The 16,475-nt window shown below is 59.3% G+C and carries 17 protein-coding genes and 1 tRNA gene; 9 read left to right on the top strand and 9 right to left on the bottom strand.

What is annotated here, in order from left to right; genetic code table 11:
• The first annotated feature begins 10 nt into the window (after positions 1 to 10).
• A complete protein-coding gene (locus tag KI614_RS08290; protein ID WP_226404478.1) occupies positions 11 to 658 on the top strand; it encodes a DsbA family oxidoreductase in 648 nt (215 codons plus the stop codon).
• Positions 659 to 708: 50 nt separating this feature from the next.
• Here the strand turns inward: KI614_RS08290 and KI614_RS08285 are convergent.
• A tRNA-Asp gene (locus KI614_RS08285) sits at positions 709 to 785 on the bottom strand.
• Positions 786 to 902: 117 nt separating this feature from the next.
• On the opposite strand from KI614_RS08285, the gene menD reads away from it, so the two are divergent.
• The 3 genes from menD to KI614_RS08270 are packed head-to-tail and all read left to right on the top strand — an operon-like array spanning position 903 to position 6,069.
• The gene (menD, locus tag KI614_RS08280) at positions 903 to 2,516 is read left to right on the top strand and encodes a 2-succinyl-5-enolpyruvyl-6-hydroxy-3-cyclohexene-1-carboxylic-acid synthase (protein WP_226404476.1); all 1,614 of its coding nucleotides are present in this window, start codon (positions 903 to 905) and stop codon (positions 2,514 to 2,516) included.
• Positions 2,517 to 2,572: 56 nt separating this feature from the next.
• Positions 2,573 to 5,155, top strand: coding sequence for a DNA mismatch repair protein MutS (gene mutS / locus KI614_RS08275; protein ID WP_226404462.1), 2,583 nt, complete (start codon positions 2,573 to 2,575; stop codon positions 5,153 to 5,155).
• Entirely contained in the window at positions 5,152 to 6,069 is a 918-nt protein-coding gene (locus KI614_RS08270) for a hypothetical protein (protein WP_226404460.1), read from the top strand. The genes mutS and KI614_RS08270 overlap by 4 nt, the downstream gene beginning before the upstream one ends.
• On the opposite strand, the gene KI614_RS08265 is transcribed toward KI614_RS08270, so the two are convergent.
• From KI614_RS08265 to KI614_RS08230, 8 genes are all read right to left on the bottom strand, one after another.
• A complete protein-coding gene (locus tag KI614_RS08265) occupies positions 6,063 to 6,563 on the bottom strand; it encodes an FKBP-type peptidyl-prolyl cis-trans isomerase (protein WP_203466637.1) in 501 nt (166 codons plus the stop codon). The two genes, KI614_RS08270 and KI614_RS08265, sit on opposite strands and share 7 nt — an antisense overlap.
• Positions 6,564 to 6,744: 181 nt before the next feature.
• Complete coding sequence (locus tag KI614_RS08260; RefSeq protein WP_226404458.1) at positions 6,745 to 6,960, bottom strand: hypothetical protein; 216 nt, start codon at positions 6,958 to 6,960, stop codon at positions 6,745 to 6,747.
• A 7-nt stretch (positions 6,961 to 6,967) separates the two neighbouring features.
• On the bottom strand, positions 6,968 to 7,450 hold the full coding sequence (locus tag KI614_RS08255; RefSeq protein WP_226409281.1) for a peroxiredoxin: 483 nt from the start codon (positions 7,448 to 7,450) through the stop codon (positions 6,968 to 6,970).
• A 99-nt stretch (positions 7,451 to 7,549) separates the two neighbouring features.
• Positions 7,550 to 7,834 carry a cell division protein FtsB gene (gene ftsB, locus KI614_RS08250; RefSeq protein ID WP_203466636.1) on the bottom strand — a complete coding sequence of 95 codons (285 nt, stop codon included), beginning with the start codon at positions 7,832 to 7,834 and terminating at the stop codon, positions 7,550 to 7,552.
• A gap of 6 nt (positions 7,835 to 7,840) precedes the next feature.
• Positions 7,841 to 9,124, bottom strand: a complete 1,284-nt coding sequence (gene eno / locus KI614_RS08245) for a phosphopyruvate hydratase (protein WP_203466635.1) — start codon at positions 9,122 to 9,124, stop codon at positions 7,841 to 7,843.
• Between the two features lie 36 nt (positions 9,125 to 9,160).
• Positions 9,161 to 9,469 (bottom strand): DUF1330 domain-containing protein, encoded by a 309-nt coding sequence (locus KI614_RS08240; RefSeq protein WP_226404456.1) that lies wholly within the window; start codon positions 9,467 to 9,469, stop codon positions 9,161 to 9,163.
• The gene (gene kdsA / locus KI614_RS08235) at positions 9,466 to 10,302 is read right to left on the bottom strand and encodes a 3-deoxy-8-phosphooctulonate synthase (protein WP_226404454.1); all 837 of its coding nucleotides are present in this window, start codon (positions 10,300 to 10,302) and stop codon (positions 9,466 to 9,468) included. The genes KI614_RS08240 and kdsA overlap by 4 nt, the downstream gene beginning before the upstream one ends.
• Positions 10,299 to 11,939 carry a CTP synthase gene (locus KI614_RS08230; protein ID WP_226404452.1) on the bottom strand — a complete coding sequence of 547 codons (1,641 nt, stop codon included), beginning with the start codon at positions 11,937 to 11,939 and terminating at the stop codon, positions 10,299 to 10,301. Before KI614_RS08230 ends, kdsA begins: the two co-directional genes overlap by 4 nt.
• 158 nt (positions 11,940 to 12,097) lie before the next feature.
• Between KI614_RS08230 and KI614_RS08225 the strand changes: the two genes are divergently transcribed.
• The 5 genes from KI614_RS08225 to KI614_RS08205 are packed head-to-tail and all read left to right on the top strand — an operon-like array spanning position 12,098 to position 16,474.
• Positions 12,098 to 13,042: a dialkylrecorsinol condensing enzyme gene (locus tag KI614_RS08225; protein ID WP_226404438.1), complete on the top strand. Its 945-nt coding sequence runs from the start codon at positions 12,098 to 12,100 to the stop codon at positions 13,040 to 13,042.
• Complete coding sequence (locus tag KI614_RS08220) at positions 13,032 to 14,186, top strand: beta-ketoacyl-ACP synthase III (RefSeq protein ID WP_226404436.1); 1,155 nt, start codon at positions 13,032 to 13,034, stop codon at positions 14,184 to 14,186. The genes KI614_RS08225 and KI614_RS08220 overlap by 11 nt, the downstream gene beginning before the upstream one ends.
• Positions 14,176 to 14,571, top strand: coding sequence for a hypothetical protein (locus KI614_RS08215; RefSeq protein WP_226404434.1), 396 nt, complete (start codon positions 14,176 to 14,178; stop codon positions 14,569 to 14,571). The genes KI614_RS08220 and KI614_RS08215 overlap by 11 nt, the downstream gene beginning before the upstream one ends.
• On the top strand, positions 14,571 to 15,563 hold the full coding sequence (locus KI614_RS08210) for a BtrH N-terminal domain-containing protein (protein WP_226404420.1): 993 nt from the start codon (positions 14,571 to 14,573) through the stop codon (positions 15,561 to 15,563). Before KI614_RS08215 ends, KI614_RS08210 begins: the two co-directional genes overlap by 1 nt.
• Positions 15,563 to 16,474, top strand: coding sequence for an ABC transporter ATP-binding protein (locus tag KI614_RS08205; protein WP_226404418.1), 912 nt, complete (start codon positions 15,563 to 15,565; stop codon positions 16,472 to 16,474). The genes KI614_RS08210 and KI614_RS08205 overlap by 1 nt, the downstream gene beginning before the upstream one ends.
• The last annotated feature ends 1 nt before the right edge of the window (position 16,475 follow it).

Genomic DNA, 16,475 nt, shown 5'->3' with positions numbered 1-16,475 from the left:
CCGGAATCCCATGCTGAATATCGACATTGTTGCCGACATCGTTTGTCCCTGGTGCTTCATCGGCAAGCGCCGGCTTGAAACAGCGATTGATCTGGTGCGTCGGGAACTGCCCAATTTTGAATACAGCACCTGCTGGCGCCCTTTTTTCCTGAACCCTGATACGCCGCCGGAAGGTGAGCCTTACCTGCCTTTTCTTGAACAGAAATTCGGCGGCAAAGCAGCTGTGGAAGCTTTGTTCGAACGTGTTCGCGAGGCCGGACGGGCCTACGGCATCGACTACGCTTTCGAGAAAATCAGCCTGCGTGCCAATACTTTCCAGGCGCATCGACTGCTTTACTGGGCGCAGCAACACGGCAGTGCCGATGCCTTGATCGAGCGCTTATTCGTCGCCCAGTTCCAGCGTGGCGAGCATGTGGGGGATGGCGCGGTACTGGTCAATATTGCGGCTGAATGCGGTTACCCAGCCGCGGAAGTTGCCGCTTATCTGACGTCGACTGCAGATGCTGCACTCGTTCTGGCTGATGCGCAGGAAATTCGGGCGATGGGCGTGCGCATGGTGCCCACTTTTATTTTGGAAGATCAGCACGTCATCGTGGGGGCTGAAGATCCGGCCGTATTGGCCAATGCCATCCTGCAACTGGCTGGCGCCGCGAAATAAAATGCTGAAAACAAAAAAGCCCTGATTGCTCAGGGCTTTGATGATGTTGTTGGCGGAGTGGACGGGACTCGAACCCGCGACCCCCGGCGTGACAGGCCGGTATTCTAACCAACTGAACTACCACTCCATGCTGCGTGCCGGGAAACCCCTGCACTGCGAACGGGGCGCATCATAGCACGGTCTTTGCGAACGGGAAGGCCTGCGCGCATTGCAGGATGATCTTTTTGGGGTGTCAGGGAAAGAAATGAGCACGATCGGCAATCTCAACTATCGGTGGTCGCAGGCTTTGGTCAGCGGTTTTGTTGCAGCCGGTGTGGCGCGTGTGGTGATTTCGCCCGGTTCGCGCTCGACACCGCTGGCGCTGGCCATGCTGCGCCAGCCCGGGCTGATCTGCGATGTCGCGGTCGACGAGCGTTGTGCGGCATTTTTTGCGCTTGGCCAGGCCAAATCCAGCCGGCAGCCGGTTTTGTTGCTGGCGACATCGGGAACGGCACCGGCCAACTGGTTGCCAGCCGTGATCGAGGCCAGTCAGTCCGGGGTTCCGCTGATTTTGCTGTCGGCCGATCGCCCTCCCGAGCTCCAGCAATGCGGCGCCAATCAGACCGTCAATCAGAGTGCGATGTTTGCACCTTATGTTCGTGCCGCACATTTGCTCGGTGCGCCTGATGCCGGCTTTGATCCTGGCTGGCTGCACCGGCTGGCGGCCCAGATGTGCGAACAGGCAAGCTGGCCTCGTCCCGGCCCGGTCCATCTCAACCAGCCATTCCGCGAACCCTTGTTGCCGAACGAGCCGCTACCGGATGTCCAGGATTTGCCGAAAATCCGGATCAGCCAGCCCGTCATGGCGCCGGAGCCGCAGGCGATTGCCGATCTGGCCAGAACCATTTCCGGGCGCCCCGGGGTGATCATCGCGGGTGAGTCACCGTTCGATTCCGGCTATGCCGAGGCGTTGACCGCGCTGGCCGGTCAACTGGATTGCCCGATTCTGGCCGAGCCCTTGTCCAATCTGCGCTTCGGAGCGCATGACCGTACCCGCTTGTGTGTTCGCTACAACCGCTGGCTGGCAGATCCGGCCTTGGCCAGTCGCTGCCGACCCGAATGGGTGCTGCGTTTTGGCGCCACGCCGGTCACCCGTCATCTGCAACAATATCTTGCTTCGGTTTCAGGCACGCATGCCTGGATCGAGCCGACACCTGGCTGGAGCGATCCGGCGCATCGTCTGACGCATTTGCTGCGTGCTGATCCGGCGGCGGCTTGCCGAGCCCTGCTGGCGGCAGCGCCCGCAGCGGTTGCCCCCGCCTGGCGAGAAGCATTCATCGCTGCCGAAACGCAGGCAGAGGCAGATCAGGCAGCGCCGCACATTGCCGCCTTGATCGCCGAATTGCCGGATGATTGCGCCGTCTTTGTCGGCAACTCTCTGGCTATTCGCCAGTTGGACAGTAATTCCGGCGGGGCCGACAAGGCCTTGCGCTTCTACGGCAATCGCGGGGCGAGCGGTATCGACGGCAATATCTCGACAGCCGCGGGGATTGCCGCAATTCATGGTCGTGTCGTTGCGCTGCTGGGCGATCTGACTTGCCAGCACGATCTGGGCGGACTGGCTTTACTGCAGGGGCGAAATGCTGTTGTTGTCGCGGTCAACAACGCAGGTGGCGGCATTTTCGATTATTTGCCGCAAGCTGCGCTCGCTGAGTTCGAAACCGGTTGGCGAACGCCCCAGCAAATCAATTTCCGCCATGCGGCACAGACTTTTTCCCTGGGCTACCACGCCGCAGAAAGCATCGATGCCTTTGGCCAATCGTTGCAGGCCGCGTTCCAGTCCGGCGGACCGCAGTTGATTGAGCTGCGCCTTCCCTGAATCCTGCGGTTGATGGGACAATTGCGCCCCTGCCGTATCACGCAAAGCACCGAGTAATGAGCAAAGAAGCGCCTGATCTATCCAAGCATACCCCGATGATGCGCCAGTATCTGGCGCTAAAAGCCCAGCATCCGACGACCATTCTGTTTTACCGGATGGGCGATTTTTACGAGCTGTTTTTCGAGGATGCCGAGAAGGCTGCGCGACTGCTCGATATCACGCTGACGTCTCGCGGACAGACGGCTGGTGTACCGATCAAGATGGCCGGCATTCCCTTCCACTCGCTCGAACCTTATCTGGCGCGGCTGGTCAAGCTCGGAGAGTCGGTTGTCATCTGCGAGCAGGTTGGCGATCCGGCGACGAGCAAAGGCCCGGTCGAACGTGCCGTCAGCCGCATTGTCACGCCGGGGACGCTGACCGATGCGGCGCTGATCGACGACAAGCGCGATATCTGGCTGCTCGCGTTGACCACGACGCGCAACACGGCAGGCCTGGCGCGGCTCAACCTGGCGAGCGGTGAATTCATCCTGACCGAAGTGCCGAGCGACCAGATTGCGGCAACGCTGGAACGCATCCGGCCGGCCGAAATTCTGTATCCGGAAACCTGGACGCCGGATTTTTCAATCGAGGCCGCCCGTACGCGCCAGCCTGACTGGTATTTCGAGTACGACTCAGCCAAACGCTTGCTCTGCGAGCAATTCAAGGTCGCTTCGCTGGCCGGTTTCGGTGCCGAAGGCCTGCGCCCGGCGATTGCTGCCGCGGGCGCCCTGCTGCAGTACGCCCAAGCAACACAGACCGGCAATTTGCCGCATTTGCGTGCGTTGACCGTGGAACTCGAAGGCGCTTACCTCGGCCTCGATCTGGCCACCCGGCGCAATCTTGAATTAACCGAAACGCTACGCGGGCAGCCGTCGCCGACTCTCTGTTCGCTGCTCGACAACTGTGTGACCAGCATGGGCTCTCGCCTGCTCCGCCACACCCTGCATCATCCGCTGCGCGAACGCGCTATTCCGGCGGCCCGCCACGGGGCTGTCGAATCGCTGCTCGAAGACTACGGCCGGATGGCTGGCGAGGTGCGTCGCGAGTTGCGTGGTATCGCCGATATCGAGCGCATCGCCGGCCGGATTGCACTGCGCAACGCCCGGCCGCGCGACCTGGCCAGCTTGCGGGAATCGCTTCTGCGGCTCGACCCGCTGCGCCAGCCGCTCGATGGGTCGATTTCCCCGTTGCTCGGTCAATTGCTTGAAGCCCTGCAGACGCCGGCTGCTGCGCTTGATCTGCTGATTCGCTCGATCGCCGCCGAGCCCGCCGCCCAGGTGCGTGACGGCGGCATCATTGCGCCGGGCTACGATGCCGACCTGGATGAACTGCGCGCGCTGAATGACAACTGTGGCGCTTTCCTGGTCGATATGGAAATCCGCGAACGCGAGCGCACCGGCATTTCCAGCCTCAAGGTCGAGTTCAACAAGGTGCATGGCTTCTATATCGAAGTCACCCACGCCAATACGGACAAGATTCCCGAGGATTATCGCCGTCGCCAGACGCTGAAAAATGCCGAGCGCTACATTACCCCGGAGTTGAAGGCGTTCGAGGATAAGGCGTTGTCAGCCCAGGAGCGTTCGCTGGCCCGCGAAAAGCTTCTTTATGAAACCATCCTCAGCGAGTTGCTGCCGGTCGTTCCCGTCCTCCAGACCATCGCCCGTGCCGTGGCGCAGCTCGATCTGCTGGCCGGCTTTGCCGATACGGCGCTCAAGCGCAACTGGAGCCGACCGGAATTCAGCGATGAAATCGGGTTGACCGTGACAGGCGGCCGTCACCCGGTTGTTGAAGGCGAAATGGCCAACAGTGCCGAAACCTTCATCGCCAATGACTGCCGATTGGCGGAAAACCGTCGCCTGCTGCTGATTACCGGCCCGAACATGGGCGGCAAATCAACCTATATGCGGCAAACGGCCTTGATTGCCCTGCTCGCCCATATTGGCAGCTACGTACCGACCGAGCGTTGCGTACTAGGCCCGCTGGACCGCATCTTCACCCGGATTGGCGCTTCGGACGACCTGGCTTCAGGCCGCTCGACCTTCATGGTCGAAATGACCGAAGCGGCCGCCATCCTGCACCACGCCACGGCCAACAGCCTGGTCCTGATGGATGAAATCGGTCGCGGCACCTCGACCTTCGACGGCATGTCGCTGGCTTTTGCCATCCTGCGTCACCTGATCGACAAGAACCGCTGCCTGACGCTGTTTGCCACCCACTATTTCGAATTGACCCGCCTGTCGCATGAATACAGCGAACTGGCCAATGTGCACCTCGATGCAGTCGAACACAATGACCGTATCGTCTTCATGCACTCGGTCGAGGAAGGCCCGGCCAACCAGAGCTACGGTATCCAGGTTGCGGCCCTGGCCGGCATTCCGAATAGCGTTGTGCGCGCGGCCCGCAAGCAGTTGCGCGAGTTCGAACAACGCGCGGCAATCGATCCGTTGCAGCCCGATCTGTTTACGCTGAGCGATCCCGAGCCGCCGGAAGCCGAGCCGCATCCGGCGCTCGATCAATTGGCCGGCATCGATCCGGACAGCCTGACCCCGCGCGAAGCGCTCGATGCCCTGTACGCCCTGAAAGCCATGATACGGCCATGAGCAGATGGCTGTTCCTGCTGGTTTTTCTGGCTACCGGTGTCGAGGCTGAAAGCTGGCGCTTCGGCCTGATCGGCGACGTGCCCTATTCCGACTACGAACGTCGCGAATTGCCCCGCATGATCGAGGCGATGGCCGATACGCATCTTGATTTCATCGCTCACATCGGCGATATCAAGCACGGCAAGGATCGCTGCGACGACAGTTTGTTCGACGATCGTTATCGACTATTCAACGCCGCCAAAGTGCCGTTTGTTTTTGTGCCAGGCGACAACGAATGGACTGATTGCGACCGTCCTTCAAACGGTGCCTACGATCCGCTTGAACGACTGGACGCCTTGCGTCGCCTGTTCTGGAAGGATGGGTATTCGCTCGGCCAGAAGAAAATGGCGCTGGAAAAACAAGCCGGAAAATATGTCGAACACGTTCGTTTCCGGCTTGGTCCGGTCTTGTTCGTGACATTGAATGTGCCGGGGAGCAATAACAACTTCGGTTTGACGCAGGAAGCGAAGCCGGAATTCCTCGCCCGCAATCCGGTTGTGCTGCAGTGGATCAAGGACAGTTTTGCCCTGGCCAGACGTGAGCAACTGGCGGGTATTGTGCTGATGTTTCAGGCCAATCCCGGTTTCAGGCACTTTTCACAAAACCTGACCCACCTGGCGTACAAGGATTTTCTGACCACCTTGAACGATGAAATGCAGCATTTTTCCGGTCAGGTCGTTGCCGTGCATGGCGACACGCACATCAGCCGCATCGACCATCCCTTGCGGGATGGCAATGGGAAGCCCATCGAACGGTTTACCCGCGTTGAAACTTTCGGTTATCCGCAGATGGGCTGGACGCGCGGGGTCATCGATACCGACTCCCCGGCGCTTTTCCGTTTTGAAACTTATCGCTGGCCAGCCAGGGCTCAGTGACAGGTTTCCTCGTCATCGTCCGGATCATGGACATGACCGTGTTCGATTTCTTCTGCGCTGGCCGGGCGAACGGCCGTTACCGTGCAGGTGAAAACCAGTGCCATGCCGGCCAGCGGGTGGTTGCCATCGAGCACAACCTTGTCATCGGCGATGTCGGTGACGCGATAGATGACGAAATCCTCGTCGCTACCCTCTTCCGGGCCGCCTTCAAACTGCATGCCAACCTGCAGTTCCTTCGGGAAATCCTTGCGCGGCTCGATTTGCACGAGTTCGGCATCGTAGTCGCCGAAAGCTTCATCCGGCTGAAGCTTGACCTTGATCGTTTCGCCGACTTTCTTGCCTTGCAGGGCTTCTTCGATCAGCGGAAAAATATCGTCGTAACCGCCATGCAGGTATACGAGCGGCTCGCGGCCTTCATCGACGACCTCGCCATCGGGATCGGTAACGTGGTAATCGAGCGTGATAACGCTATTCTTGGCAACCTGCATATTCATGAGTTCAATTCCTTGACGAGGCACAACACGTCCAGTGCGTGACTCATATTGTGACGTTGTAGAGGAGCTGGCCAATCGCGCCAGACCGGGCGAAATTGTACCTCACACGGAGGCGGCACACGCGGCTTTGCCGGTTTGCAATATTTCGGGAACTCCTGGAAAAAGCTTTGTCTAATCGCCCTCAAAACTCGAATATCAACCAACCAACAGAGGGTATCAAATGGATGAATTTTCCTGGGTAGGCGCTGGTTTTGCAGCCTTCATCGTATGTTTTGCCACGTTCATGATTTTCAATATGGGCAAAAATGTGAATGACGAAATCTGCTGAACCTGTTTTCGCTTCATACCATGCCGGCAGTGTGCCGGCATTTTTTTGGGCGGCTGCATCCGGCCGCAATTGTTGTTCAGGTCTGGCCTTCCCGCGATAGCGCCTTGACCAGTTGCAGCACTTCCAGTGCGTGCCCCTTGTAATTGACGTTGTACAGCGCGTGGCGGATCGTGCCGTGGCGGTCGATGATGAAAGTCGAGCGAAGAATGCCGTACTTGCGATGCCCGTCGACCTCCCTGGCCTGCCAGACGCCGTATTGCTTGCAAACGACCCCCTCTGCATCTGACAGCAATTCAAGACCGATGCCTTCCTTGTCACGAAACTCGGCGTGTTTCAGGCAATCATCGCGGCTGATCCCGAACAGGACGCAGTCGTGCGCCGTAAAATCGTTTTCATGATCGGAAAAATCAGTCGCTTCCTTGGTGCAGCACGGTGTTCCATCCTTGGGGTAAAAGAATAGAACGATCAGTTTCCTGCCTTGGTAGTCGGCCAGGTCGACAGTCGCCATGTCGGCATCCGGTAAAGCGAATGCGGGTGCTTTTTCTCCAACCTTGAGCAGCATGATGTTCTCCTGAAGCGCTCTGCGTGGGGGACTGCTGAGAGCGATTCTAGCGGAGTGAAAACCCGGTGACTACTGCGGTCGACCGTAAAATTCCGGCTATTTTCCGGGAACTTTTTCCGGAATCTGGACGAAGCTTTCGTCCTGTTTGATCATGCCCAATTCGAAGCGGGCGCGCTCTTCGATGGCTTCATAGCCCTGTTTCAAGTCGCGGACTTCGGCATCGAGGCCCGCGTTCCTGATTTCCTGCTTTTTGGTGACATCCTTCTGCTGCTGCAATTGACGGTCGTACTCCCATACCTTCAGCCAGCCGCCCTTACCCACCCACAGGGGGTACTGGAGCAGGCCGATGGCTGCGAGGAGGCCGACCGTCAGCCAGCGCATCTGCGTTTAGCGCAGGTTGTAGAAGGTTTCGCGACCCGGGTAGGAGGCGGTATCGCCCAGATCTTCCTCGATGCGGATGAGCTGGTTGTACTTGGCGATACGGTCTGAGCGCGATAGCGAACCGGTCTTGATCTGACCAGCATTCAGGCCAACAGCGATGTCGGCGATGGTGCTGTCTTCGGTTTCACCCGAACGATGCGAGATGACTGCGGTATACCCGGCGCGCTTGGCCATTTCGACCGCAGCGAAGGTTTCCGACAGGGTGCCGATCTGGTTGATCTTGATCAGGATCGAGTTGCCGATGCCCTTCTTGATGCCTTCCTTGAAGATGCGGGTGTTGGTGACGAAGATGTCGTCGCCAACGATCTGCACCTTGTCGCCAAGGCGGTCAGTCAGCAGCTTCCAGCCATCCCAGTCAGCTTCGGACATGCCGTCTTCGATGGAAACGATCGGGAACTGGTCAGCCAGGTTGGCCAGGTAGTCGACGAACTGGGCCGAGGTTAGCTCCAGGCCTTCGCCAGCCAGCTTGTACTTGCCGTCCTTGTAGAACTCGGAAGCGGCGCAATCGAGCGCCAGCAGCACGTCCTGACCCGGCACGTAACCGGCCATTTCGATGGCTTCCATGATGATTTGCAGGGCTTCGGCATGGCTGCCCAGGTTCGGGGCAAAGCCGCCTTCGTCGCCGACGGCGGTCGAGTGGCCCTTCTTGTTGAGCAGCTTCTTCAGTGCGTGGAAGATTTCAGCGCCACAGCGGATGGCTTCGCGGATGTTCGCGGCACCGACCGGCATGACCATGAACTCCTGGATGTCCAGGCTGTTGTTGGCGTGCTCGCCACCGTTGATGATGTTCATCATCGGGACCGGCATCTGCATCGGGGCCATGCCGCCGAAGTAACGGTAAAGCGGCATGCCGGATTCTTCGGCGGCAGCCTTGGCGACGGCCATGGAGACGGCCAGGATGGCGTTGGCGCCGAGGCGGGACTTGTTGTCGGTGCCGTCGAGGTCGATCATCGTCTGGTCGATGAAGGCTTGTTCCTGAGCGTCGAGGCCGATGATGGCTTCGGAAATTTCGGTGTTGATGTTTTCAACAGCCTGCATCACGCCCTTGCCAAGGTAGCGGCTGGCATCGCCATCACGCAGCTCGATGGCTTCGCGGGTGCCGGTTGAGGCGCCAGATGGAACTGCGGCGCGGCCCATGACGCCGCTTTCGAGCAGCACATCAGCTTCAACGGTGGGATTGCCGCGGGAGTCAAGAATTTCCCGTGCTACAACATCAACGATGGAACTCATATTTCTTCCTTGTTATCAAAAGGTTGAAAGGATTAATTAAACCAGATTGTCAACGCCGGCAATAACCAGCATATTCATTTCGGCGGCATTTTCGCGCACCTTGCGTGCAGCCTGATATTCAGTCGAGTGGTAAAAACGTCGGGCCTGCTCGACGGATTCGAATTCGACGATGACCATGCGTTGCGGCGGAGTCCATTTGCCTTCAAGAACTTCGGAATTGCCGCCGCGTACCAGATATTGCCCGCCGTAATGAGCAATGGCAGCCTGCGCCAGGCCTTTGTAAATATCGTAGGCGGCCAGGTCGGTGACCTTGGCTTCGGCGATCAGGTAGCCTTTTTGACTCATTTCAGTTCTTCAAAGCCAGCCGACTTGACGGCCTTGTCGAGCGCGACCAGGGTTGCCAGCAGGCTTTCCATGCGGGCCAGCGGCCAGCTGTTCGGGCCATCCGACCAGGCCTTTTCAGGGCATGGGTGGGTTTCCATGAACAGGCCGGAAATGCCGACTGCAACGGCAGCACGTGCCAGAACAGGAACGAACTCACGCTGACCGCCTGAGGTTGTGCCCTGCCCGCCTGGCAACTGGACCGAGTGCGTGGCATCGAAGACGACCGGGCAACCGGTTTCACGCATGATCGCCAAGCTGCGCATGTCGGAAACAAGATTGTTGTAACCGAACGACGCGCCACGCTCGCAGACCATGATGTTGTCTGCGCCGTTATTGACTTCACGTGCCTTGTCGACGACGTTTTTCATATCGCCCGGCGCCAGGAACTGGCCCTTCTTGATATTCACCGGCTTGCCGCAAGTTGCGACGGCGTGGATGAAATCAGTCTGGCGACAGAGGAATGCGGGGGTCTGCAGCACATCGACGACACTTGCCACGGCAGGAATGTCTTCAATGGTGTGCACGTCGGTCAGCACCGGCACGCCGATCTGGCGCTGCACTTCCGAAAAGATGCGCAGACCTTCTTCCAGGCCGAGGCCGCGCACCGATTTTCCGGAGCTGCGGTTAGCCTTGTCGTAGGACGCCTTGAAAATGTACGGAATACCGAGTCGACCGCAAACTTCCTTCATGTGGCCAGCCACATCGAGGCAGAGTTGTTCGGATTCGGCGGTACAAGGACCGGCGATCAGGAAAAAAGGCTGGTCAAGACCAGCCTCGAAACCGCAGAGTTTCATTTGCCTTTGACCTGCTGATTGGTCAGCGCTGCCTTGACGTAAGACGTGAACAGCGGGTGACCCTGACGCGGGTTGGAGGTGAATTCCGGATGGAACTGGCAAGCCACGAACCACGGATGCACGTCGGCCGGCAGTTCAACCATTTCGCACAGGTCGGTGCCCGGGGCGCGACCGGCAACGATCAGGCCCTTGGCTTCGAGCTGGGCGAGCAGCGTGTTGTTGACTTCGTAGCGATGACGATGACGCTCGGTGATCTCTGCGGCACCGTAGATCTGACGAGCCAGCGAACCTTCAGCCAGTTTGCAGACCTGGCCGCCGAGCCGCATCGTGCCGCCGATATCGGAATCTTCGCTGCGCTTTTCAACCTTGCCGGAAGCATCGTGCCATTCCGTGATCAGGCCGATCACCGGGTACGGCGTATCCTGGACGAATTCGGTCGAATGCGCTTCGGCCATGCCGGCCACGTCGCGGGCAAACTCGACTACGGCCAGTTGCATGCCGAGGCAGATGCCAAGGTACGGCACCTTGTTTTCGCGGGCATAGCGAATGGCGGCAATCTTGCCTTCCGTGCCGCGACGACCAAAGCCGCCTGGGACCAGAATGGCGTCGAGGTCTTCGAGCACGCCGGTGCCGTTCTTTTCGATATCTTCGGAATCGAGATAAACGATATTGACTTGGCTGCGCGTATGGATACCGGCATGCTTGATCGCTTCGATCAGCGACTTGTACGACTCGGTCAGGTCGACATACTTGCCGACGAAAGCGATCTTGACCTGGTGCAGCGGGTGCTCCAGGGCGACGATCAGGTTTTCCCAAACGGTCAGATCGGCCGCCTTGGCCAGGATGTTCAGCTTGTGGCAGACGATTTCGTCGAGCATTTGCTCATGCAGCATGCCCGGAATCTTGTAGATCGAGTCGGCATCGAGACACTCGATGACGGCTTCCGGCATCACGTTGCAGAACAACGCGATCTTGCGGCGCTCTTCGACCGGGATCGAGCGGTCGGCGCGGCACAACAGGATGTCCGGCTGGATACCGATTTCGCGCAGCTCCTTGACGGAGTGCTGGGTCGGCTTGGTCTTCAGTTCGCCGGCGGTCGGGATGTAGGGCAGCAACGTCAGGTGCATGTAGCAGACATTGTTGCGGCCTTCCTCGATGCCCATCTGGCGGATGGCCTCAAGGAACGGCAGCGACTCGATGTCACCGACCGTACCGCCGACTTCGACGATGGCCACATCGGCACCTTCGGCGCCGGCCTTGATCTTGAATTTGATCTCGTCGGTGATGTGCGGAATGACCTGCACGGTCTTGCCGAGATACTCGCCACGGCGCTCTTTCTTGAGCACGGTGTCGTAGATCTGGCCAGTCGTAAAGTTGTTGCGCTTGGCCATCTTGGCGCTGGTGAAGCGCTCATAGTGACCGAGGTCAAGGTCAGTCTCGGCGCCGTCTTCCGTGACGAATACTTCGCCATGCTGGAAGGGACTCATCGTGCCGGGGTCGACGTTGATGTAGGGGTCGAGCTTGAGGTGGGTAACTTTAATGCCGCGGGATTCCAGAATGGCCCCGAGCGACGCGGCGGCGATGCCTTTGCCCAATGAGGACACGACACCACCCGTAACGAAAACAAATTTGGTCATGGAAAGACAGGCTGCGGGAAAGCCGAATGATAGCCGAAAAGGGTGAAAACCCCCAAGCTTGTCGACACAAATCGATATTCCCGATGCCATTTATGCGTACACCGTAAGTCCTTTACTCTTTGCTAAAATTCCGGGTTAGCCAGCCACCAGACACGCCATTGAAAAACATTCTCGTCGTCAATTTTTCGCAAACCGGGCAACTTTCGGCGATTACCGAACAGCTGATCGGGCCCTTGCGGGCGGCGGGACATCGGGTGCATCTGGAGACGCTGGTGCCGCAGGCTGCCTTCCCTTTTCCGTGGTCGCTGGTTGATTTTGTCGATGTCTTTCCCGAGTCGGTCCAACTCGATGCACCACCGCTCGAGCCGCTCGGCATCCCGGCAGATGCCGATTTCGACTTGATCATTCTGGCCTATCAGGTGTGGTTCCTTTCACCGGGATTGCCGATGACGGCCTTTCTGCACAGCCCGGAAGGTCGCCGCTTGATAGCCGGCAAGCCTGTGGTCACCGTTGTTGCCTGCCGCAACATGTGGCTTTCTGCCCAGCAAACAATGCAGCGCCTGATCGCTGAAGCGGGTGGGCAACTGCGTGACCATATCGCTTTTACCGATCAGGGGCCTGCCCTGGCGACTTTCATCACGACACCGCGCTGGGTGCTGACCGGCAAGCGCGATCGTTTTTTGGGCTTGCCGCCTGCCGGCGTCGCACCGGAGGCAATTCGCGGCGCCAGTCGTTTTGGCCGCGCCCTGGGCGATGCGCTGCAGCAGGATGGCGAAAAATCGGGGCATGCCATGCTCGCCGGCTTGCAAGCCTGCAGCGTCAATCCGCGCCTGGCGATCAGCGAGCGTGCCGGCATGCGCGCTTTTCGCGTCTGGTCCAAGCTGATTCGTTGTTTCGGGCAGCGGGGCCAGTGGCGTCGTCGCCCGCTCCTGCTGGTGTTTGCGATTTATCTGATTGCCATGGTGTTAACCGTCGTTCCAACAAGCCTGTTGTTACAATGGCTGCTTTCTCCCCTGCTCAAACCGCGACTGGCACGGCTACGCGCCGAACTGGAGCGCCCATCGGGTTCGCAGGACCATAACTTGCAAAAATATGAACAATAGCGGCAAGGTCTATATCACCGGCTCTTCGACATTTCTGCCCAATGCACCGGTCGGCAATGATGAAATCGAAAACATTCTTGGCATGGTTGGCGGCAAGCCTTCGCGTGCCCGGCGTATCGTTCTGCGTAATAACGGTATCCGCCAGCGTTACTACGCCATTGACCCGGCCACCGGCCAGGCGACGCACACCAATGCGGCGCTGACGGCGGAAGCCGTGCGTCGGCTGGGCGATATCGGGCCGATCGATTGCCTGGCAACCGGCACTTCAAGACCGGATCAGTTGATGCCCAATCATGGGGTGATGGTGCATGGTGAATTGGGCATTTCGGCCTGCGAAGTCGTGTCGACCGCAGGCATCTGCGTTTCCGGTCTGACGGCGCTCAAATATGCCTATCTCGCCGTGCTTGCCGGCGATGCTCAAAATGCGGTTGCAACCGGCTCCGAACTGGCCTCGGCCGGTCTGCACGCCCGCAATTTCGAAGCCGAACTGGAACATCGGATTACCGAACTCGAAACGAATCCTGAAATTGCCTTTGAAAAGGACTTTCTGCGCTGGATGCTGTCCGACGGCGCGGCTGCCTTCAATTTGCGCAACCAACCGGCGAGCAGCGGTTTGTCGTTGCGCATCGAGTGGATCGACATCCTGTCGCAAGCCGGCCAGATGGATGTTTGCATGTACGCCGGCGGGGAGAAGCTGGCGGATGGTTCGCTCAAGGGCTGGCAGGCTTTTCCGTCGGTTGAATGGGCCGGACGGTCGATTTTTTCGGTCAAGCAGGATGTTCGCCTGCTGAATGACAACGTCGCATATCAGACGATCGGGAAAATGCTCGAAAAAGTCACGCTCAGTCGTGGATTGACGCCTGCCGCGGTCGACTGGTTCTTGCCGCACATGTCTTCCGAATATTTCCGCCAGCCGATGGCGGACTGCATGCAGGCGCTGGACTTCGCTGTGCCGCAGGAAAAATGGTTTACCAATCTGCAGAGCAAGGGCAATACCGGGTCGGCCTCGATTTTCATCATGATCGACGAACTGTTGCGCAGCGGTTGCCTTAAAAACGGCGATCGCCTGCTTTGTTTCATCCCCGAAAGTGGCCGCTTCACCGGCTCGCTGATGTACCTGACGGCGGTCGACCATGCTGGATAACGAAGTTCCCCAAGAAGGCAATGTGACGCTCGGCGGTCACCGCAAGGCGCTCTACGCCCGAGGTGCCGATGGCAAACTGCATATTGTCCAGTCGGCCGGCTGGGAAGTTGAGGAAATCGTCACCCTGCAGGCTGTTGCAGACCTCAATCGGCTGGCCGAGGAGGCTCGCCAGCGCGTTGCCGCCGGCCTGACTTCGCCGCTCGAATACCACATGCACAAGGTACGCATGGATATCCCCCTGCTGTCGCAGGTCAGCGGCATCTGGCAATGGCGGATTCGCCGGCATTTCCGGCCAGCCGTTTTCGCTGCTTTGTCGGATCGCTTGCTCGGCCGCTACGGCGAAGCCATGGGGCTGAGCCTTGAACAACTGAAAAAGATCGACTGATGACCTTCCAGCACAGCCAGGCTTCCCACTGCGAAAGCGGCGTCATGTCCGCCATGTTGCGCCATCAGGGCTTGCCGATGTCGGAAGCGATGGCTTTCGGCCTGTCGTCGGCGCTCTCCTTCGCCTACCTGCCTTTCGTCAAGATCAACGGCCTGCCGCTGGTTGCCTACCGCATGCCGCCGAAATTCATCATCAAGGGCCTGCAAAAGCCGCTCGGCCTGAAAATGCGCTTTGAAACCTTCCGGACGCCGCAAGCTGGCGCCCGTCGGCTCGATGAATTGCTCGACGACGGCCAATTGGTCGGGATGCAGACTTCGGTTTTCTGGTTGCCTTACATGCCGGAAGACCTGCGTTTCCATTTCAATGCCCACAATGTGCTGGCCTTTGGTCGCGATGCAGCGAGCGGTGATTACCTGTTGTCCGATCCGGTCGTCGAAACCACCGTGACCTGCCCGGCTGACGCGCTGCAGCGCGCCCGCTTCGCCAAGGGCGTACTGGCCCCGAAAGGGCTCATTTACTACCCGCTCGGCAAACCGCTCGAGCCTGACTGGCACAAGGTCTTGCCGGCCGCCATCAAGAAAACGACGCGCATCATGCTCGACACGCCGCTGCCGATCATCGGCGTGCGCGGCATCCATCGACTGGCCAATGCCATCGAGCGGCTGGAGAAAAATACCGATCCGGCCGCCAGCAAGATGTTTATCGGCCAGGTTGTCCGCATGCAGGAAGAAATCGGCACCGGTGGTGGCGGTTTCCGCTTCATTTACGCGTCGTTCCTGCAGGAATCGGCCGATTTGCTCGGTCGACCGCAGCTTGACGAACTTTCCGAACAGCTGATCGATATCGGCGATGAATGGCGCGAGTTCGCGCTCTCCACGGCACGCATGATCCGCGACCGCGAGCCGCTCGCTCCGGCTGCGCTGGCCGACAAGCTCCGCCGGATTGCCGGGCGCGAGCAAGCTTTCTTCCGCGATCTGCGTCGCGCCGCCTGATGCTGCAGATCGACGGTGTTTCATACCGTTATCGCAATGCCGCGCAAGCGGCGCTGCAGGATGTCTCGCTGAGCATTCCGTCGGCCGGCATCTATGGCCTGCTTGGTCCGAACGGGGCCGGCAAGACAACGCTGATTTCCTTGCTCGCCGGGCTGTTGACCGCGACACAAGGCCGTATCGTCCTTGATGGCCAGGCGCTCTCCGATATCCGGGCAGCACAGCCGCGCAGCATTGCGCTGGTGCCGCAGGATTACGCGTTTTACCCGATGCTGACGGTGGCCGAAAACCTGCGCTTCTTTGCCGGCGTGCTCGGTTTGAAAAATGCCGAGCTGGCGGCCGAATGCACCGCTGCGATTGATTTCGCCCGGCTTGAACAGGTGGTCGATCAACGGGCCGAACAGCTTTCCGGCGGTTTGCGCCGGCGCCTCAACCTGGCCATCGGCCTGCTCGGCAAACCGCGCCTGCTGCTGCTCGATGAGCCAACTGTCGGTGTCGATCCGCAATCGCGCAGCTTCCTGCTCGAATCCATCGCCGCCCTGCCCGCTGCCGGCACCACGGTGATCTATACCAGCCACTATATGGAAGAGGTCGAGGCCATCTGCCAGAAAATCGCCATCATCGACCACGGCAAGGTGCTGGTCGAAGGCGGGCTGGATGCGCTGCTGCATTCCCCTGAACCGGTGCTTGAACTGACGCTGGATAGCGCTTTTCCGGCCGGATTGGCTGAGCGTTACCCCGTGCTTGCCGGGCACAGCGGCCAATATCGCCTGAAACTGGCGTCGACCGCAGCCTTGCCGCGGTTGCTCGATGAACTGGCCGCAGCCGGCGTCGAAGTCCGTCAGCTCAACCTGGGCCATCATGACCTGGAGCAGGTCTTCATGCGCCTGACGCAACGTTCGCTGCGCGACTGAA

Source organism: Dechloromonas denitrificans, assembly GCF_020510665.1.
GTDB classification, from domain to species: Bacteria; Pseudomonadota; Gammaproteobacteria; order Burkholderiales; family Rhodocyclaceae; genus Azonexus; species Azonexus denitrificans_B.
This window is presented reverse-complemented; position numbering and strand designations above follow the sequence as displayed.